Here is a 19,373-nt window from a genome sequence, read left to right as displayed (position 1 = left end):
GACTGCCATTTTCTTCTGCGATATCTCCGCGGCTTTTGCCTCCCGGCAAAAGCTATGCTGCCCCCACCTTGCTTCCCACACTGCTGTGCCTGGGTGACCAGCCCCTTCCGTGCGTCTCGGAAGCGGTCCGGACGCGACTCAATTCTCGGCTAACGTCCGCGAAAGCTCCGGCCATCTGTACTGCTCGATATCGCTTCGGGCTGTAGCAATTGTGAAGACAATCGCCTCCTACCATCGACCTGTGATCCCTCAAAGAACCGATGCAGGAGACGTAGCCATGCAAGGCTCAATTGCACATACTCAGCCGAGGACGCAGTTCCCAGTGCCTGCTTGTCGTCCGGCGACGTCGCCCTTTCCGTTGCAATCCGCGTTGCTCGGGAGCCTCGTTTTGTGGGCAAAGAGAACGGAAATGACACGAGTTCATTTCCCAACTCGCACTACCTCGCTCGACGTGCCGGCCAGCGCCAGCACGCCCCGCCGCCGAGCGCTGCGTAGGGAACACCGCTACTCATGGCGGACTTCGCTTCGCCGAAACCAAGGCTGCTTTCGCCACCAGGCGCTCTTCGGACTGTAGGGGCTATCACTTCCAACGCGGAAAGCTCGGCCCGCTCAGGCTTGCAAATTACTGGCAATTTCGATGAACGCCCGTGATGCGGCGCTACGGTATGCGTCCTTACGCTGCAGTAGTGCCGCGACTCGATTCGATGGCGCCGGCTCAAGTCTGACCTGATACAGGCCTTCCTGCGTGTCTGCAACCGCAGAAGGAAGCAGTGTCGCCATGTTTGTTCGTCGCACGATCTCTATCACCGCACTAACCGAATTGGACTCCATCGCGATATGTGGAACGACCTCGTGTTGCCGACAGTAGCGGTTGATGTACAGCCGCGTTGCGAACTGCTCGTTGAGCAGAACGAACTTCTCTCGCTCGAATTGCTTCAGCGAAAGCGCCGTGCGCTTGCTGGCGAAAGGATGCAGGGGACCCACGACCATTGCGAGTGTCTCGACCAGCAACGGTCTCGATTCGACGTCTGGGTGCGATATTTCTTCGAATGCAATGCCGATGTCGAGTGCATCATCCGCAAGCATTGCTTCGATGCGCTCCTGTGGCATCTCCAGTATTCCGAGCGAAATCTCTGGGTACCGCTCGTTAAAGGCGGCTACCAGAGGACCAATCAGGTATGGCGTAAAGGTAGGCGTGATGGCGAGACGGAGCTCGCCACGAGTCAAATCCTGTACGTCGTGCAACGCACGCTTGCCTGCCTCCAGATCCTGAAGCGCCTTTTGCGCGTAGGCCCGGTACGCAGCGCCCGCATCCGTCAAGCGCACGGTCCTCCCAGTGCGATCCAACAATTGTGCTCGCAAGCTCTCCTCAAGCTGCCGTATTTGGAGCGAAAGCGTCGGTTGCGAGACATGCAGCGCCTCAGCTGCTCGCGTGAAATTCCCGTGTTCGGCCACGGCCAAGAAGTAACGGATGTGTCGGAGCAGCATGGCAACTATTTAGATTACAAATAGGTTCGATATTAAACCAGTCTTGGACGCTATAGATGCGATCGTCCATTCTTTGCACATCGAGTCCCCCGCAACCCACCGGAGCGCCACCATGCAAGATCTTATCGAAGGCTTTCTGAAGTTCCAGCGCGAAGAGTTTCCGAAGCGCACCGCCTTGTTCAAGCACCTCGCTACTACCCAGAATCCTCGCACTCTCTTCGTTGCCTGCTCTGACAGCCGTGTCGTGCCGGAACTGCTGACGATGCAAGAGCCCGGCGAGCTGTTCGTCATCCGTAATGCGGGAAACATTGTCCCGTCCTATGGCGTACAGCCTGGCGGTGTGTCGGCGAGCGTCGAGTACGCAGTTGCCGGTCTTAATGTGACGGACGTCGTTATCTGCGGTCACTCGGATTGCGGTGCGATGACTGCTGTCGCTACGTGCAAGTGCCTGGACCATATGCCCGCTGTTGCTGGCTGGCTGCATCATGCGGACGCCGCAAAGGCGGTGAACGAAGCGCGAGAGCACGCTTCCGAACGCGCAAGGATTGATTCGATGGTGCGTGAGAACGTCATTGCCCAACTGGCCAATCTGCGGACGCATCCGTCGGTGGCGCTCGCGATCGAACAAGGTCGCCTGAACCTGCACGGCTGGGTCTATGACATCGAGACCGGTTCCATCAACGCACTGGATGGTACTACCAACCGCTTCATTTCCCTTGCGGAAAACCCCCGGGTAACCGCGAACCCGCCCCGACTCAGCGCAACCGTCTGAGCCTTCCCTCCCATCCTCAGGAGATTTGAAAATGCCTCAATCGCAATACAGCCAATCGAATCGTCAAGCTCTTACCGACGCCATCATCGACTCGAAGATTCGCAAGAATCTGACCTTCGAAGAGATCAACGAGGGCTCGGGCCTAACGCTGGCCTTCGTGACGGCCGCCCTGCTTGGCCAACACCCCCTGCCGGCTGAAGTGGCAAAGAAGGTCGCCGACAAGCTTGAACTCGGTGACGACGCGGCGCTGCAACTGCAAACGATTCCCGTGCGCGGCAGCATTCCCGGCGGCGTTCCGACCGACCCCACGATTTACCGATTCTATGAAATCGTCCAGATCTATGGCTCGACGCTGAAGGCCCTGGTACACGAAAAGTTCGGCGACGGCATCATCAGCGCCATCAACTTCCGTCTGGACATCCAGAAGGTTCCGGACCCGGATGGTGGCCACCGTGCTGTGATCACCCTCGACGGCAAGTACCTGCCGACCAAGCCCTTCTGACCGGGAGCCAGTCTGCACAGGCGAGGGCCATTGATTCGTAGGCCCTTGCCTTGCCCGCTGGCGTCCCTCACAAAGAAGCCAGCTCGACCATGAAGACGATACTTCTGCTCAAACTTAGCGCCGTAGTCCTCGCGGGATACTTGATCTCCTCCGGTGCGGAGATCTCGGCACCGTTCCAAGTGGCGCACCGAGGCGTCGAATCGACGGCGACTACTCTTTCTCGCCTAGACGGTCGCCGAGACCCATGGATCGATAGCAATCGATTCCTGACGCTCTCTACCCAGGCAATCACGGCTTACGTGGCCTAAGGTTATCTCGGCTATCCCGCGATCATAGCGGACACGAGCAAACAGGTTGTGCCGCTGTAGCACAGCACAGATTCCTGGCTTTCTTACACTGAGTTCACGACTGTTATCGAGAGCTCTAGGAGAAGCCAAATGTCTGCCGTCACAAAGCAATCCCACGCTATTGATTTGCCTGACGCGGACAAGCGCCAGCGCTTGCGCCCTCGATACGAAGAGCTCGCCAGTTCATTCATCGGAAAGATCCAGTCCGGCGTCTACAAGCCAGGCGACAGGATGCCGTCGGTTCGGCAAGCTAGTCAAAATCACTTCGTCAGCATCGCAACAGTAGTTCGGGCTTATCTACTGCTTGAGAGCGGTGGATATATCCAAAGCCGGCCCCAGTCCGGATTCTTTGTACGCAAGCCAACGACGCCTAGGCCGCGATCTGCCTTGGCTCTGGTTGCTCATGCACGTCCTGTTCCTGAGCAGGAAAGCAAGGGGCTCCGTGTGGCGTTGACCTGCCCGGATTTCAATCCAGACCCTCTACTGCTCCCTTGGCAGGCGATGAACCGATATGCGCTCTCACTCTGCCGTCGTCAGCCTCAACTAACGCTGCAGCACATCCTCTCCCCTGGATCGGACCAGTTAAGGCGGGCAGTAGCAAGACGGTACATGGACTCAGGAATGGAAGTCGACCCGGCGGAGATCGTCATTGTGGACGACAATCAGGAAGCGCTTGTGCTATCCCTCCAAGCGGTCGCAAAGCCCGGAGACACGGTCGCCATCGAATCGCCCGTCGACCCTACTATCAGATTTGCCCTTAAGCGCCTCGGCATGGTGCCTTTGGAAGTGTCTAGCCACCCGCTTCTCGGAATGAATGTCAGCGAACTAACGAACCTGCCTGTTGATTCTCGTCCCACTGCTTGCGTTGTCACAGCAAACTTCCATGCCACCAACGGGTCAAGATTTTCCATCGACCGCCTTCATCAACTTGCGTGTCTTTCTGTCGAATGGGGTATGCCGGTCATAGAGTTCGACCCCTATCGAGAGCTTCACTTCGAGGCCGAGGGCGCCCATTCGCTTAGACTATTGCCCGGCGGCGACAGGTTCATCCACTGCTCCACGCTCTCCGCCTGCCTCGGCACTACGCACTCAGTATCCTGGGTCTTGGGAGGGCGACATACGGATTCGATTATCCAAATCCAGCAAAACACCCCCCCGAAAGCAAATGCGTGGCGCCAGCTCACAGTTTGTGCCTTTCTGGAGCGTGAAAGCCTCGACTACCTTCTGAGACGCCTGCGTAAGACGCTATGGCAGCGCGCAAGGATCATGGCGGCGGCCATCGGTCGCTTCTTCCCGAAGGACACCCGTGTCTGGTTACCCGCCGGCGGTACGGCAGTTTGGGTGGAGCTTGCAGAAGCTGTCGACGCAACGACAGTGGTCAATTGCGCAGTTCAGCTCGGCCTACCGCTTATACCCGGTAGTGGCTTGACATCGGGCGCGGGGTACCGCAACTGCTTCTCGGTCAACTTCACCTATCCATTCGACGCGCGAAGGCAAAATGCAGTCATGGCGGCTGGTCGAGTGGCATCTGGAAAAAAATCAACCCCATCGCAGGCGCTAGCGATCTGAACTAACATGGAAGACGAAAACGAGTTTGCCATTGACTCGCAAGGCCCCATCGCAGTTAGGACGAGGTACGGACCTCCCACGTGTTCTCGATGGCGCCCAGCCGAGCGCGAGGTTAGGCGCAAAGCGCCCTCCGCCCTCCCATCCTGGCGACTAAAACTCGCCATTGCCTACATCGACGATCATCTTTCCGATCGTGTCCTACTCGCGGAGATGGCCGCTTCGACTGGCTTGACCAGCATGCATTTTGCAGCCGGTTTTAGAGCCGCTACGGGTAAGAGTCCACATCATTATCTTCTTCATCGACGGGTTGAGGTCGCCAAGACCTACCTGGTAGATGGACGGATGCCGTTAGTCGACGTCGCCTACTCCGTGGGCTTCCAGTCCCAATCCCACTTCAGCTCAGTGTTCAAGCGGGCTACAGGAAGAACTCCACGCGAGTGGCGATGCTGGGCGGGGAATTGCATCGTAGACAAGCGCTAGCGTTAGTGCATTCAGGTTGTTCATTCCGAACGCCGTGGCACCGAGCCCATAAGGGCAGCCGCCTCCTCACTACGCCCTATTGAGGTGAGCATGGTCGCGAGATCCTCTGCACATCGCTTCCACCAATACCACGCACCCTGCAACTCGGCGCATGACACCGCCTCCCTCAGGTTAGCTTCCGCCCCCCGAGGATCTCCGAGCATAGTACGAGCGAGTATGCGTAATAGCTCAGACTTGCACCACGCAGCACCATACTCGGACACTTGTTTGTAAGCCTGCAAAGCAACCCCTTTCCCTTCCTCGTATGCTCCCTCCATTGCCAGCGCCAATCCCAGGCATGCCTGGAAATATGGAAAATGCGCCGTAAAACCTGTTTGCTGCAGATCCGATAGCGCCGGGCGCATCGCGAGGGCAGCTTTTCGGGACTGCCCTTGTACCAAGGCCATTTCAGCCTCGAAACATCGACCCCAAGCGTCCCAAACTCTCAGGCCATGACGACGTGTTTCGGCAAACAATCTTTCCAGATGGGCATCAACCGAATCGAAATCCTGCCGCGCCAGTGCAATGGGAATAGCAGCTTCAACTAACACATAGCAGAGCGACATTACGTGTCTTCCGGCTATGGCATCACTCAGCGCTTGCTCGCTTCGGACGGATGCGCTGGAAATTTCACCCTGCATCCACTCAATTCGAGATAGCACGGCGTTAGCGACCACGGCCTGGTCCACTTGGTATCCGGCTGTCTGAGACCGGTGGAGGCTGTGTACATAAGTTCTCAGCACATACTGCAGACGTTCCGCGGCCTCAATATGCATCCCGGCGTAATGCATCGATACACCGACGATCCGTGAGCCCATGAGTACGTTCGGCAGGTCGTTACGGGCACCGGCGACCGACAGAAACTCATTTGCCAGAGCGACAGCCGCATCGGCGTTCCCGGCGTACAGCTTCGAAGTCCACATGCCCCAGAGAGCGCGAGCTTCGAAGTCTGCCTTGCCGAATGCGCGAGCGAGTTCAAGCACGATCTTCCACGCCTCGCCGGTCAAATTCGACGGCCCATCGATAAACGTCATTGTGGCCGCCCACGCTGCGCGAAGCCTCATTTCCGCCTCATCGGGGCAGTCATTCGACAACTCCTTGAGTTCAATAGCTTTGTCGACCCGCCTCCTGCACTCTTCGATGAGCGAGAGCTCGAACATGAAGAGGATACCTGCATCCGCTAATGCGATTCCGACCCGAAAGTGCGAATCAGAGCCGAAAGACCAGTCTAGCGACAAGCGAAAATCATCGACGAATCGCACGTATTTCTCAACCCACTTGTTCTGCGGTATCTGACCATACTCCTTGCGTGCGTCAGAAAGAATGTCCAGTAGATAGCGAGAGTGAGATTGTCTGGCCCTCACGAACTCTTCGGTTTGCCCCAACAATTCCGCGACATACGCACGCGTGGTCTCTAGCAAATGGTAGCGATGGGTACCTTCATCCGGCACCCGGACCACGAGAGACTTGTCTACCAGGCGCGAGACGAGCTCCGCCGCAGACGATTGACTTGCAACCAGGTCTCCCATTACGCACGCCGCGCCATCCAGCGTGAAGGCACCAGCAAACACTCCCAAGCGTCGCAACGCGGATTGTTCGTCTTCGTGAAGCAACTCATAGCTCCAATCCAACGTTGCGCGTAACGTCTGGTGTCGAGGCATAGGAGAGCGTTTGCTGCCATCCTGCCAGCCAAGCCGTTCGTGGAGTGCATCTACGACTGTAGTAGGTCCTAGCGCCGCCGCACGGCTGGCCGCGAGCTCAATCGCCAAGGGCATACCATCAAGAGCCCTGCAAGCACGCACAATTGCCGAGACTTCGACGTCGCTATCCCCTGCTCGATATCCCAATGCTTCCATGCGCGTGACAAAGAGTCTTGTCGCCGCAAACGCCCAGGCGTCTTTCTTCGCGACGTCTGGCGGAGGCGTCTGGAGCGGAGGGATGTTGACTACATACTCTCCTTCGATACGCACAGGCTCCCGGGTAGTGAGCAGGAATCGAACCCCAGGTGCCGTCCTGAGAATTTTCTCAACAAGGCCGGCAACTGCATGGATGACATGCTCGCAATTGTCGAGCACGATCAGGGACTCAGAATGCAGAAGACCTTCGGCGACTCGCTCGGCCATATCGATAGGCCCGGCCGAACTGAGCCCTAGGACTCGCGCGAGCGTCCCAGCGATAAGACATGGGCCACTCACCGGTGCTAGCTCACATAGCCACGCACCATTTGAGAAGCGAGGTGAAAGTTCCCGCGCGCACTCGATGGCCAACTTTGTTTTGCCCATGCCACCAGGGCCGCACAGCGTGACCAATCGCTGGCCGCCCAGCAATGAGCAAAGCAACTCAAGTTCTGCCTCACGGCCAATAAGTGGGGATAGCTTTTGTGGAAGATTCCCGATGGTCGTCGTTGTCGCTGGCTGGGCCGCCGCCGATGCCACGCTGCACGAACCTTGCACGAGGCGATAGCCGCTGCCAGGCAAGGTCTGAATCAGGTCGCGATAGCTCCCCAGCGCGCGTCTCAGCGTAGAAATGTGAACGTGAAGGTTACCCTCTTCTACCACGGTGTTCGGCCAGACGCGTCGTAACAACTCGTCCTTTGAGACGGCCTTCCCCTCGGCGCTCGCCAAGACGACGAAGACATCGAACGCCCGACTCCCTATTGCGACCGCCTCACCATCGATTACAAGCTTTCGTTCATTGAGATGCAGGAATATCTCTACTGGCTTCATGCTTAGTGCTAGCACCCTGAGGGTGCCCCATCACTCACACTGACCCACTATACGTATTTAATGTTACCTACATCTGACCTGCAGTGTATCTAACGCAGCATGGAATGAGAAGACTGTCTGCCAGGACCATGCTTGCGAAGGCCCTTAAGAAATCTTAAGGATCGGCTAAAGGACATTTTTGAGGCTCTCCGCCTAGCCTCTGATGGCGGTCAAGTGAGACTACAGGTCCCGGGGGCGACCCCGACGCAATGTTTGCCGCTTCGCCGCAATCACTGGGGAAGATCATGCATGCGATAGCCGAAACAGCATTCGAACAACATGCCCAACCAGGTCTGGCTGCGACCGGGTATTCAGCGAACGCTGAATACGAAACGCATCAGTTGACGACTCTACGAAACAGCGACATGGATTGCACGATCGTCGCGCAGCATGACCGGGGGTGGCCAGGGTTCACTGGCATGCGTCTACCGTGGTTCGCGGCTCTATTTGTGCGGGAAGGCTGGATTTCAGTCCAACAAGACGGGCGAATATGCCATACAGAAGCCGGAAGCTTTTGCTGCATAGACGGTTCCCGTACCTATGCCTTGGAGGGGTCAGCAAATTGCCAGCTCGCCGTTTTCCGCATTCCCGGTGGAATGCTTCGTCAGCGAGTAGGACATACCGAGCCGTACACCGCCATCGCCGTCGATCGCAATCGCGCCGACGGCTTGCTCATGAATGCCTACTTCGCCAACGTAGCTGACGTTGCGGCCAACGATGGACTGGAGGAGCTTCATAGGTTCAGCGTTCATACGGTGGACCTTCTGGTCGCCACGATTTTGACCCGGGGCACGCAGCAGGGGGAGAGAAGTCTTCATCGAGAAGCATTGCTTTGCCGGACCAAACAAGCCGTCCTTGACAACCTCTCCGCCCCCGATGTCGACGCTGCGAGCATCGCCAAGGAGGTTGGGATTACTCAGCGGTACATGAGCAGCCTCTTCTCCGACGAGAGAACTACCTTTAGCAAGTTCCTCCTGGCTGCAAGACTTGAACGTGGAATCTACTTGCTTTCCCAGCCGCTTCGAAGCGGTCGCATGATCAGCGAAGTTGCGTTCGCCTGCGGATTTAGCAACTTTTCTCACTTCTGCAAGGCATTTAAGGCTCGGACCGGGGTAACACCGAGCCAATACCGAGAGAGATTTAATTCAATGCTTACCGAACAAGGGCCATCACCTTCTTGACTTGTCAAGCTGACCCGCGTGATGCTGAAGGTGGTCAGCGATGAAGGAAGCGATGAAATAGTAGCCGTGGTCATAGCCTTCGTGCCTGCGTAGCGTGAGTGGCTGCCTCGCCTTTTGGCAGGCGGCCTCGAACGCCTCGGGGTGAAGTTGCTCCGCGAGGAATTTGTCGGCCAGGCCTTGGTCAACGAGGATGCCGGCCGGGAACGGCGCCGAGACCTGCGCGGCCATCAGCGCCGTACCGTCGTGTTGCGCCCAGCGGCTGCGGTCTTCGCCCAGGTACCCCGAGAAGGCTTTCACACCCCAGGGACATTGTGATGGCGCGGCAATGGGTGCAAACGCAGATACCGAACGGAATCGTTGGGGATAGCGCTGAGCCAAGACCAGCGCACCATGACCACCCATCGAATGACCAAAGATCCCGACACGCTGCGGGTCGACGCGCAGTTCGCTGGTGACGAGACGAAACAACTCGTCGGCCACGTAGCTTTCCATGCGCCAGCGCTGACCCCAAGGCGCCTCCGTCGCGTCAACGTAGAAGCCCGCGCCGACCCCGAAATCCCAAGCGTCGGCCTCGCCCGCAACCCCAGCTTGGCGCGGGCTTGTGTCGGGGGCGACCAGAATGAGGCCGTGCTGAGCGGCGTACTGCTGGGCACCTGCCTTCACCATGAACGTTTCTTCGGTACAAGTCAGGCCGGCTAAGAAGAACAATGCTGGCTGGAGTTCGGCCGCTGGTGCCATTGCTTGGGGAGGCAGATATACCGAGAACCGCATCGGCAGCCCGATGGCCGCCGACTGGTGCCTGTAGTACCGCTGGAGGCCACCGTGGCAGCCGTGTTCTGACAATAGCTCCATATGCGATTTCTTAATACAGAACAACCGAACGGATCGACTCGCCCCGCTTCATCAGGTCGAAGCCTTCATTGATGCGGTCGAGCGGCAGCGTGTGCGTGATCAGGTCGTCGATATTGAGCTTGCCTTCCATGTACCAGTCGACGATCTTCGGCACGTCGGTGCGGCCACGTGCGCCGCCGAAGGCCGAACCCTTCCACTCGCGACCCGTCACCAGCTGGAACGGGCGCGTCGAGATCTCGGCGCCGGCCTCGGCCACGCCGATGATGATCGACTTGCCCCAGCCCTTGTGGCAGCACTCCAGCGCCTGGCGCATGACCTGCGCGTTGCCAATGCACTCGAACGAGTAGTCGGCGCCGCCATCGGTCAGTTGCACGATGGCGTCGACCACGTTCTCGACGTTCTTCGGGTTGATGAAGTGGGTCATGCCGAACTTGCGGGCCATGGCTTCTCGGCCCGGGTTCAGGTCGACGCCGATGATCTTGTCGGCGCCCACCATCTTCGCCGCCTGGATCACGTTCAGGCCGATGCCGCCCAGGCCGAAGACCACCACGTTGGCGCCGGCTTCCACCTTGGCCGTGAACAGCACGGCGCCTACGCCCGTGGTCACGCCGCAGCCGATGTAGCAGACCTTGTCGAACGGCGCGTCCGGGCGGATCTTGGCCAGCGCGATTTCCGGCACCACGATGTGGTTGGCGAACGTCGACGTACCCATGTAGTGGAAGATCGGCTTGCCGTCGATCGAGAAGCGCGACGTGCCGTCCGGCATCAGGCCCTTGCCCTGCGTCGAGCGGATGGCCTGGCACAGGTTGGTCTTGCGCGACAGGCAGAACTTGCACTGGCGGCATTCCGGCGTGTACAGGGGAATCACGTGGTCGCCCGGCTTCAGCGAGGTCACGCCCGGGCCGACATCGGTAACGATGCCCGCGCCCTCGTGGCCCAGGATGGCCGGGAAGATGCCTTCGGGATCGGCGCCCGACAGCGTGTAGTAGTCGGTATGGCAGATGCCGGTGGCCTTGATTTCAACCAGGACTTCGCCGGCACGCGGGCCGTCGAGGTCCACTTCTTCGACGGTGAGCGGGGTGCCGGCTTTCCATGCGATGGCGGCTTTGGTCTTCATTCGTAATTTCTCAGCAGTTTGTTGAAATGGAGCGTTGTGACCTAACCACCAGTCACCGGCGGGAATATTGCGACTTCATCGCCTGCTCTCAGGCGACTTTGCGAAGTACACACGGCTTGATTGAGTGCAAAACGCACTGGGCGGTCGTCTCGCAACGCATCAGCGATGGAGCCTCCTCTGCCGACCAGATGAACGCGCAAGTCCATGAGCGTCATCACGCTTGACGGTGTGTCAATCGTCTCCTCACTCAGACCGGCAGCTTCGCGAATGCTGGCGAAGTACTTGAGATACAGTTTCATTGGCCACTCCAAGTCAATATGGAAGGAACGCTGCATGACATATAGGGGGGCGCCGTAGGCAGCCAGGCCGAACGGCTCACCCCAATTAATCATCTTGCGTGGAGAACTGCACCTACCATCCCGACTCGAGCTCGCCCGGACAGCCCATGCGGATCACCTGCCGCAATCGTAGGCTCTGATGAACAGGCGAGATGGGTACAAATACCCCCCCGATTTGGAGGAACAGTTCGTCCGCCCTGGTCGCAAGTCGAAACTTCGTGCCATTTTGGTCGCGACCGTGCGATCTCGATATAGCTCGAGCGATTTCGCAATCAAACTAGCTTCACGACACGGACTCGCACTACTGAGTTCGCGTCATACAGTGAAGCGTTGCGCAACCGTAAGCACGACGCATCATTCCGAATGAGCGTGAGACCTTACCCCACACGCTCGCAAGCAGGCCTTTTCGACCGTTCAGGAGAAATCCATGTCCAACATTGAGTCCCGTCCGCCCTTCCCTCCGTTCAACCTGGAAAGCGCTACCGAGAAGGTTCGCCTGGCCGAAGATGGCTGGAACAGCCGCAACCCCGAGAAGGTCGCTCTCGCCTACACACCGGACAGCGAGTGGCGCAATCGTGCTGACTTTGTCAACGGTCGCAAGGAAATCATCGAGTTTCTTACCCGCAAGTGGAACAAGGAACTGGAGTATCGCCTGATCAAGGAACTGTGGGCATACGAAGGCAATCGCATCGCCGTTCGCTTTGCTTACGAGTGGCGTGACGATTCGAACAACTGGTATCGTGCTTTCGGCAACGAGAACTGGGAGTTCAACGAGCAAGGCGTCATGCAACGTCGCTTCGCCTGCATCAACGACATGCCCATCAAGGAATCCGATCGCAAGTTCTTCTGGCCGCTGGGCCGTCGTCCTGACGACCATCCCGGCCTGTCGTCGTTCGGCTTCTAAGGCGAACGCGCACACGAAAAAGCCGGCGCAATGCCGGCTTTTTTGCTTACTTGTCGTCCGGATCTGCGCTCTCTGGCTCCTCAGCGATAGCATCGTAATTTCGCCACGCTGCAAACATCCGCCACTCGGCAGTAGCGTTCAGGACTTCCAGCCAAAACGCCGGGTTCTTCATAGCCACCAATGCCCCGTTCTTCGTGGCTGTTTTCTGTGAAGGATAGCCATGCGAAGCCAACCCCTGCGGTAAACCACCGTCCGCAGCAAGGTCTACATCGATAGACTCGCCAAATGTCAGTGGCGCCGGCAGCTTTAGGTCGACGCCGACCACGATACTGCAATCGTATTCGTGTTCAGTATTTTCAACATCGGCGGATAAAGCCCAGCGTCCGCCGCGGTAACGGCATTCCAGTTTCGCGGAGTGTACGATAGCTTTCCCATCCAGACTCGTTGACAATTGCTCTTTGGGGGCTGGGAGGACAAAAACCTTGGTGCCCTGCCATACGTCATATCGGGGTCCCTCGCGGGTAGCCTCCTTGCAGATTTCCTGCACTGCCCAAATTATGTCGTCCGTCCGCAGAGGTCGCTTAAGACCGACCGTCGGGCTGGCTTTTGACACGTCATGCTGTCCGAGAATCTCTTTGTTGCCACCGTTGGCATCTGACCTCCACACAGTTACGTGCCCACCAGGAATGGCATTTCGCGGCAGCACAGTGTTCGCACCTTCAATGAGAGGATCGAACAATTCAACCGGGTCCAAGCGTGGATAGTCTTTCACATCGAGGGGTGGCCCCTTAACCCATTCGCCTCCGCAGGTCAACTGAAGCACCCAGACGGTTTGCGGGAGAGTTAGAAATGGGAACACGGAGATACTGCAAAGCGAGCTTTCCGCAAAGACACGAAGAGAAAGTTGCATCGGGCCGCTACCGGAATCCCCCCAGACCTCTAGTTGCGCACCAGGAGTGGTGTTGACTGAAACTACTCTGGCGCACCGATAGAGATCAGGAATCAGCGTCGGTTCGGTCGGGTCCGCCTTGTCCTTGATTGCTACAGTGGTCGACGTGGTGAACGAGCAGAGCGCCAAGGCTACCGTGACCGTCTGATTCTCGGGAAGCGGGTCTACAGGTACGTCCCATACCGTTTTATCGGGTGGAACCATGTTTTCATAAACAGGGCGCCCTGGAACGGAGATGGAGAGCCTTGCACCAGGCCGAAGGTTATCTACGTGGACGAACGGCGACCCTGCGCATGGCTCCGTTACCTTAAGGGGTTCTGGCGCTTCTGCGGCGCCGACAACGGCCTCAAGCAGATCTGAAGGGTGTTCGTGACAGCGCGGCATCGCCTGGGATACGACTATTTTGTCGCCAGAGGAGGGGAATGGCTTAGACAAATTGAACCAAAGAACATCGCTGTCGAAAGTGGCGGTTTCTCTCAGGCCATCCGAGGATCGCTCAATCGTGACCTCAGCCCCGTCCACAATGCCCCAGACGTGAACCGCGCTATCACAACCGAGCGGTGTCGGATCTCCAACGATTGGGGTGGGTAGTTTTCCGAGGGGCGAACCTAGAGTTGATTCATTGACTGTTGTCGGGACGCCTGAGAGTGGAGCGCGACCTATTGGGGCGGCTTGGGTAGCTTCAACCACCGTGCCTGGACCAGTGAGCGGTGCGCTCAGACCTAGACGCGCATTGCCATCGTAGCCAGCACGGACCTTTTGGGCCTGGCTACCGCCTACTACTACGGATACTTCGGCGCCCGGAGATGCCCCCCTTAGCCAAATAGCGCGGCCACAGCGATATAGGGTTGTAACGAACGCCATCGCAGGTAACTGCTTGTGATCTTTCGGCTCTGCGCCCACAGTAACCGCTGATGCACTGGGAGTATGAGGACTCGTGTCACCCGGCACGCTTTGAAAGGCTACTAACCGTTGCCCTTCCCTCAATATTCCTATGATTGGTACGAAATCACAACCGCCAGCCGCGACGCCTTTGGCCACAACTTTCGGCACGGCCTCGTCGGTTTGCACGATAACCGTGACGCCCGGTAAGCAGCCTTCGACAACGATTGCGTCAAGCCACTCGCTGATGGGACCTACAACCGATGGAATTCCTAGCGCCATGTTTGCCTCCCGTCATCTTGTTCTCATCTCTCTTAGCCAGGCTGGCTACCCATGAAACCGAAGCGGATCCATGGTGCGTAACGCCCAACTAAGGAAGACTGGCCGCTCAAGGGATGCAAAACAAGGAAAACGGATTTACTGCTGTGTTCGGGCCGGCTTAATTCGCTACGTTCTGAAGCAAAATCAAAGCGTCAGCACCCTCTTGCCATCGCGCCGCAGGGGTGAAGGACCGGCCGCGTCGCTTTCTTGTTCCCTTGAACAGCCTTGAGGCAACCGCCAAACACGGATGAAATACTTCCATATTTAGACACAAGACTGGCAAAAAATGTACTTTGAACCGATAACAGAGGCGTTAATCACTCTCAGTTCCGAGGATCTTTTTCGACGCTAGTCTGGCAGACTTCCGCCGCACCGGACCAACCTGACGCACTCATCTGCTATCGGCTGCCCGGATGACTTCTCGCACATTAAGGATGACGAGATCTAATAGACTTAACCGAAACATGACAACGCCACACGAACCGGACCGTCCTGCAAGTGATATTCAGATTCAACGGGGCTACGCTCTGTGCGCTGGCTCACCTCGGCTCCGGCTAAGTCTTGAGGCATTCGTTCAAACGGAACCCAACTACACTCAGATGAACGCGTATCTGAAGCAACTCAAGACGACCATTGCGACGGATCTACTGACGGCGCTGTTGGGCAACGAAGTATTTCCTTCTGCACGATGACGACGACATAATGTTTTGGTCAGTGCAGAACAGAAGCATTACCTATCGCGCGGCATATCGCCTTTCGAGAATTTCCCTATTACACCCTCGTTAGGGTCAGCCACATCGAACGTGACCGGGGCCGCGACTCAGCTCCATCCATTTTCGTTAGACGATAGCCAATTCGGTATCTCTTCAAATATCTTACTATAGTGATCGCTATATTTTTTGTTTTCCAGGACATCCATCCAATGAAAATCCGGAAATGCATCGAACATAAAGGAAGCTACTGCAGGACCGAGTAACATCGTCTTCCGAAGCAATTCAGGCATTCGAGACTTGTCAATACCCAGCAGTCCATGTTCAAGCAAAGAACCGAATATCGTCCGCAAACGGAACGGAGCGGGGGGATGCGTCCATCTTTCCGGGTCTTGCTCGAACCACGTAGGTGATTCCATCAGGTAAAAATAGATGTACACCATCTGTGCGGAGAAGATGACGAGGTCCTCATCGCTTTTCATGAATTTCGCAGAAAGAAGTCTACCGATATCTGTGTGCTGCTGAGATATAAGATGTGCCTTCTGGTATTCCACGAACTTTTGAAATGCAAATGTATCAGCAATGGTTTCTCTAGCTTGAGATTCGATGCTCCCCCTTACATCTCTCGCGCCCACCGCATCGACCTCAATAAATCCACTATTACGTGACCTCTTTCCATGATCGTGATGCAAATGCCCAAGCTCGTGAAAGACAATAAAACGAAATAGCGTGTTCGAAAGAAACATAAAGAGCGCCTGACGCTCGACCAAGCTTATCCACGGATGCAATTTGGCATCGTACTTGAAAGTCGACAGCGACTCCAACAATTGACGCTTAGTTAGAATTGAGTTTTTGACACTCATATCCAGCTTCGAAGGATTTGCAGTGCCAATCTCCGGATACATCCCCTTGTCGACCATTCGCGCAGAGATTTTGAAAATCACCTCCATCATCCCGCGGAATACGGCGACAGTATTTATATCATATACGGCAACAGCATTAATTGCTGAACAATCGACGAGATTGAAATATGCATTATTACGTGCGACTACCGAGCATATGCCTCTACCATCGTACTCGAATAGAGCATAGAATCCATTACCGCGCACCTTTCGTCCGTCTAGAATCTCCCCCATATTCTCCGACGTCAGAAGTTCGTTCAGTTTTTCTTCTCGATTCATATACCAAAGTCTCTACGTCCCTACGAAAGGATAAGCGGCGATTTAGGATCGGTTTTGGACGGGCGGGCGTTAAACACATGGCCGCCGAACCACGGTCTATCAGGCGCTAGCAACATCGCTTGTAAACGAACATATCGGGACGTGCAGAACAAATCTGAACCCCCGCCGGAAGACGGGTACGAAACGAATTCAACAATGCGGGCTTTTCGTCTGTTGAGACGCTGTTCCGCAGCGCACTTCGGCGGGAGGCTCAGTCGACGGTCGAATCCCTACAGACTGGCGGTAATTTTGATGTTCAGCCGCTTTTCGATGGCGCTGGCACCTTCCCGCATCGCCCACTCGTTTGTTGCGCCCATCCAGGGCGGTGAACCGGCGGGTAGATCTCGCTGCGGGATTGCGGAGAGGTCGGTCGGTGTAAAGGCACTTCCGTAAGACGCGGGGGGGTGTTGGTTGTCGGCAGGTGCAACAGCGGGTGCCAGCGCAGCAAGGCCCGCGTTATAAGCCTGTAGCAACGCCTTGGTCGCCGCAGCGACGTCACCTCTGCTCGCCTCAGGAGATGTCGGATGGGGAAGCTTCTGATAGGTAAGACTTGGACGGCCTGCGCCAGTCGGAGACATCAACCATTTCTTCCATGCCTTGTCAGCAAGGGAGCCGAATGCAACTACAGCCTTGATTTGACTACCATCAAGGAGCGCCTTGATCCACTCATTCCGATAGTCAGTTATAGCAGCATCGTCTATGTGTTGAGCCCCCTTGTCGCCGTATACGCAATAGAGGAACGTGTTGACCATAACATAGCTCCTGTCCATACCGAGCTTGTCAAGGAAGCCCTGCACTCGACGCCCCGCAGTGCCCATCAGGATTCGCCTGGCGACGGTCTCATGCTGAGCAGGATCTTGGCCGATGATGAGGATGCGGGCCGTCCCGTCCAATCTCCCGCGATGAAAGACTGGACCCCATTCGACTCGGAATGCATCCGAGGGGTAGACCGTCGTGCCTGGATAAGACTGTACGAGCGTACGGAATGGCTCTTCCCAGTACCCCGGGCAGAATGGAATTGGCATGCGTCCTCCTTGGGCTACGCTAGTGCAAGTCTCCGCCGTTGCATCACTTGCCCGCCCTTCCTACATACGAGCTCGAAAGTTTGCCCGGTCGCTGGTCGCGGAACCGTCAATACCCCATCGCTGATGGCATGTGATGCAGCAATCGGCCTGCCATCGACGTATAGCTCAAGCTCCTCTAGGCCGCTCGTCGTAATGGTTACATCGGTCTTTCCCAACATCACCGCGAGACTTGTCCGCGGCGCACCTGTTAGTAATTGGGCACAGTAGGCAATAAGATCTGCGTTGCCGTTCAGGACATCGTCTCTGGTCATCGCGTAAGGAATCCCGCTCACACCCAAGTCCTCGATAGGGATTCCCGCGGCGTCTCCACTGCGCACCGCCCGCCTGAATGCCATCGTAAAGCTCACGCCTTTTGCTAGACGAGGAAGCGCGAACTCCGTGCCATCCAATGCGTCGGCCAGATCTTGGCTTGTCCATACGTTCGCACCGCCCGCGCCCGTCGCCTCACCCACACACACCAAAGGTCCGATTTCGTTATCGACAAATCCTGCACAAAAGAGGTCACCAGACGAATAGGTATTGGCGTCTGCCACGCAGACAACCGGACCGCCATACCGCTGACCAATATCGTCACACCAGGCAGGGTCCGTAATAGGTAGCGCTTGCGAGTAAGCTTCGCCCGTCGAGATTGCCGATTCAAGCGACGCAATCCACGGTTCCAGTTCCATCCGATTAAAGGCGCTTCCCGCCATGGCACGCGTCAGCGGCGTCGCAACGAGGCTAAACCGTGTCGGCGAGACTTTGCTCGGAGTAAAGAGTTGAAGCAAGCGCTCTGCCGCCCAGATGAGCCCGCCTGGATTGCCACGAACATCGATAATGAGCCCCCTATCAGGCATCTTTTCGACCAAGTGAACGACCTCTTCGACAAAGGCCTCGTGATCCTCCACATCAAATGTCCAGATACGGATGTACCCGATGTCGCCTAACGGCTTCGTCCGAATCGTCCGCGCTGACAGTGCATCTGAAAAATTCGTCTCGATCCAGCCGGGTTCCCTGGCCATTTTCCGGCGTTCATTTTCGGCTTTCCACTGCTTGCCCGAGAACATTAGCTTCTTGGCCCGCCGTACCTGCTCCGCAGCGGGGCTCACTGCCAAGCGAAGCGCGGCGTGAGCGCCAGGACGAACGCCTGCCTTTGGCCGGCGCGGCCTTACAATGCGCCAATGTATGCGTACTTCACGCAATGGTTTGCCTGCGCCCTCGCGGTAGCCAATATCCACCCACATCTCGTCAGGAGGTGGGCCGTACTGCAACGACCTAAATGTTAGGGATTCAAGGGCACGAGCCAGCCTGGCATCGGGCCGACCACCCGTTTCCCTGTCCGCATGAATAGCGACAGCGCGCCCGAACGGCATGCCGTTCCAAGTCTCAAGGATAACTCCAGCTTTAAACTTGGTGTCTTTGATCAGTCTGGCGTCTCCAACCTTCGTCACGAGAAACGACGGCGCGTCAGTAGGACCATATTGTTCAACAAGAAAAGGAAGTTGGGCGACAGCATCCGTGAGAGACTTTGGTCCAGCGTAGATGGTGTGTGCATCGCGCAAGTCCAAGACAATGCCCGTCACGACGATGTGAAACTCCGCCTCACTCATGTCGGCAGCGCGTGTGCGCAGCAACTGAAGCGCTTGCACGGGGTCGTTCGCATATCCCGCGCGCTTCTGCAGCAGATGGCAGTACGCGCCCCCGAATGCAGTCAGCAGGGCATCGACCACTGCCAACCGATCCGCCGCACTTAGGTGGTCAGCTGACGGCTCTGGCTGCACCGCGTGACTGACCTCCAGCAATCTCGAGCGTTTGCTAAGTAAAACTCCGGCCTGCGACTTCAGCAACGACGAAGAGTTAGTGGGCAAGATTG

Annotated in this window: 15 protein-coding genes; 6 read left to right on the top strand and 9 right to left on the bottom strand. The window is 56.9% G+C overall.

The window, feature by feature from the left end; genetic code table 11:
- Positions 1–609: 609 nt before the first annotated feature.
- The gene (cynR, locus tag AC24R4_RS00265; RefSeq protein ID WP_487521869.1) at positions 610–1,488 is read right to left on the bottom strand and encodes a transcriptional regulator CynR; all 879 of its coding nucleotides are present in this window, start codon (positions 1,486–1,488) and stop codon (positions 610–612) included.
- A 112-nt stretch (positions 1,489–1,600) separates the two neighbouring features.
- On the opposite strand from cynR, the gene AC24R4_RS00260 reads away from it, so the two are divergent.
- From AC24R4_RS00260 to AC24R4_RS00245, 4 genes are all read left to right on the top strand, one after another.
- Complete coding sequence (locus AC24R4_RS00260; RefSeq protein ID WP_487521868.1) at positions 1,601–2,260, top strand: carbonic anhydrase; 660 nt, start codon at positions 1,601–1,603, stop codon at positions 2,258–2,260.
- A 31-nt stretch (positions 2,261–2,291) separates the two neighbouring features.
- A complete protein-coding gene (cynS, locus tag AC24R4_RS00255; protein ID WP_487521867.1) occupies positions 2,292–2,762 on the top strand; it encodes a cyanase in 471 nt (156 codons plus the stop codon).
- Between the two features lie 437 nt (positions 2,763–3,199).
- On the top strand, positions 3,200–4,678 hold the full coding sequence (locus AC24R4_RS00250; RefSeq protein ID WP_487521866.1) for an aminotransferase-like domain-containing protein: 1,479 nt from the start codon (positions 3,200–3,202) through the stop codon (positions 4,676–4,678).
- 6 nt (positions 4,679–4,684) lie between these two features.
- The gene (locus tag AC24R4_RS00245) at positions 4,685–5,158 is read left to right on the top strand and encodes a helix-turn-helix domain-containing protein (protein WP_487521865.1); all 474 of its coding nucleotides are present in this window, start codon (positions 4,685–4,687) and stop codon (positions 5,156–5,158) included.
- A gap of 20 nt (positions 5,159–5,178) precedes the next feature.
- On the opposite strand, the gene AC24R4_RS00240 is transcribed toward AC24R4_RS00245, so the two are convergent.
- Entirely contained in the window at positions 5,179–7,923 is a 2,745-nt protein-coding gene (locus AC24R4_RS00240) for an ATP-binding protein (RefSeq protein ID WP_487521864.1), read from the bottom strand.
- 248 nt (positions 7,924–8,171) lie between these two features.
- On the opposite strand from AC24R4_RS00240, the gene AC24R4_RS00235 reads away from it, so the two are divergent.
- Positions 8,172–9,143, top strand: a complete 972-nt coding sequence (locus AC24R4_RS00235) for a helix-turn-helix domain-containing protein (protein ID WP_487521863.1) — start codon at positions 8,172–8,174, stop codon at positions 9,141–9,143.
- Here the strand turns inward: AC24R4_RS00235 and fghA are convergent.
- Genes fghA through moaD form a run of 3 tightly spaced genes read right to left on the bottom strand, consistent with a single transcriptional unit; the run spans position 9,132 to position 11,411 of the window.
- Positions 9,132–9,995 carry an S-formylglutathione hydrolase gene (gene fghA / locus AC24R4_RS00230; protein ID WP_487521862.1) on the bottom strand — a complete coding sequence of 288 codons (864 nt, stop codon included), beginning with the start codon at positions 9,993–9,995 and terminating at the stop codon, positions 9,132–9,134. The genes AC24R4_RS00235 and fghA overlap by 12 nt on opposite strands.
- A 10-nt stretch (positions 9,996–10,005) precedes the next feature.
- A complete protein-coding gene (locus tag AC24R4_RS00225) occupies positions 10,006–11,112 on the bottom strand; it encodes an S-(hydroxymethyl)glutathione dehydrogenase/class III alcohol dehydrogenase (protein ID WP_400396883.1) in 1,107 nt (368 codons plus the stop codon).
- A gap of 41 nt (positions 11,113–11,153) precedes the next feature.
- A complete protein-coding gene (gene moaD, locus AC24R4_RS00220; protein ID WP_487521861.1) occupies positions 11,154–11,411 on the bottom strand; it encodes a molybdopterin converting factor subunit 1 in 258 nt (85 codons plus the stop codon).
- A 466-nt stretch (positions 11,412–11,877) separates the two neighbouring features.
- Here moaD and AC24R4_RS00215 point away from each other — a divergent pair, with 466 nt between their 5' ends.
- Positions 11,878–12,354, top strand: coding sequence for a nuclear transport factor 2 family protein (locus tag AC24R4_RS00215; protein WP_487521860.1), 477 nt, complete (start codon positions 11,878–11,880; stop codon positions 12,352–12,354).
- A 46-nt stretch (positions 12,355–12,400) separates the two neighbouring features.
- Here AC24R4_RS00215 and AC24R4_RS00210 read toward each other — a convergent pair whose 3' ends face one another.
- The 4 genes from AC24R4_RS00210 to AC24R4_RS00195 all read right to left on the bottom strand — a co-directional run bounded on the left by AC24R4_RS00210 (position 12,401) and on the right by AC24R4_RS00195 (position 19,368).
- Positions 12,401–13,507, bottom strand: a complete 1,107-nt coding sequence (locus tag AC24R4_RS00210) for a hypothetical protein (protein WP_487521859.1) — start codon at positions 13,505–13,507, stop codon at positions 12,401–12,403.
- Positions 13,508–15,326: 1,819 nt separating this feature from the next.
- Positions 15,327–16,397 (bottom strand): hypothetical protein, encoded by a 1,071-nt coding sequence (locus tag AC24R4_RS00205; protein ID WP_487521858.1) that lies wholly within the window; start codon positions 16,395–16,397, stop codon positions 15,327–15,329.
- Between the two features lie 269 nt (positions 16,398–16,666).
- Entirely contained in the window at positions 16,667–17,461 is a 795-nt protein-coding gene (locus tag AC24R4_RS00200) for a uracil-DNA glycosylase family protein (protein WP_487521857.1), read from the bottom strand.
- A gap of 14 nt (positions 17,462–17,475) precedes the next feature.
- Positions 17,476–19,368, bottom strand: a complete 1,893-nt coding sequence (locus AC24R4_RS00195; RefSeq protein ID WP_487521856.1) for a S41 family peptidase — start codon at positions 19,366–19,368, stop codon at positions 17,476–17,478.
- Positions 19,369–19,373 lie beyond the last annotated feature (5 nt).

It is taken from the genome of Cupriavidus sp. CER-90 (assembly GCF_057652055.1).
Note: the sequence above shows the minus strand (reverse complement) of the source record. Positions and strands in the feature narration are given on the sequence as shown.

Excerpts from the sequence above, each read along its gene's own strand:
- cynR (WP_487521869.1), bottom strand. The coding sequence starts at position 1,488 with ATGCTGCTCCGACACATCCGTTACTTCTTGGCCGTGGCCGAACACGGG.
- AC24R4_RS00260 (WP_487521868.1), top strand. The coding sequence starts at position 1,601 with ATGCAAGATCTTATCGAAGGCTTTCTGAAGTTCCAGCGCGAAGAGTTT.
- cynS (WP_487521867.1), top strand. The coding sequence starts at position 2,292 with ATGCCTCAATCGCAATACAGCCAATCGAATCGTCAAGCTCTTACCGAC.
- AC24R4_RS00250 (WP_487521866.1), top strand. The coding sequence starts at position 3,200 with ATGTCTGCCGTCACAAAGCAATCCCACGCTATTGATTTGCCTGACGCG.
- AC24R4_RS00245 (WP_487521865.1), top strand. The coding sequence starts at position 4,685 with ATGGAAGACGAAAACGAGTTTGCCATTGACTCGCAAGGCCCCATCGCA.
- AC24R4_RS00240 (WP_487521864.1), bottom strand. The coding sequence starts at position 7,923 with ATGAAGCCAGTAGAGATATTCCTGCATCTCAATGAACGAAAGCTTGTA.
- AC24R4_RS00235 (WP_487521863.1), top strand. The coding sequence starts at position 8,172 with ATGTTTGCCGCTTCGCCGCAATCACTGGGGAAGATCATGCATGCGATA.
- fghA (WP_487521862.1), bottom strand. The coding sequence starts at position 9,995 with ATGGAGCTATTGTCAGAACACGGCTGCCACGGTGGCCTCCAGCGGTAC.
- AC24R4_RS00225 (WP_400396883.1), bottom strand. The coding sequence starts at position 11,112 with ATGAAGACCAAAGCCGCCATCGCATGGAAAGCCGGCACCCCGCTCACC.
- moaD (WP_487521861.1), bottom strand. The coding sequence starts at position 11,411 with ATGAAACTGTATCTCAAGTACTTCGCCAGCATTCGCGAAGCTGCCGGT.
- AC24R4_RS00215 (WP_487521860.1), top strand. The coding sequence starts at position 11,878 with ATGTCCAACATTGAGTCCCGTCCGCCCTTCCCTCCGTTCAACCTGGAA.
- AC24R4_RS00210 (WP_487521859.1), bottom strand. The coding sequence starts at position 13,507 with ATGGTTCCACCCGATAAAACGGTATGGGACGTACCTGTAGACCCGCTT.
- AC24R4_RS00205 (WP_487521858.1), bottom strand. The coding sequence starts at position 16,397 with ATGAATCGAGAAGAAAAACTGAACGAACTTCTGACGTCGGAGAATATG.
- AC24R4_RS00200 (WP_487521857.1), bottom strand. The coding sequence starts at position 17,461 with ATGCCAATTCCATTCTGCCCGGGGTACTGGGAAGAGCCATTCCGTACG.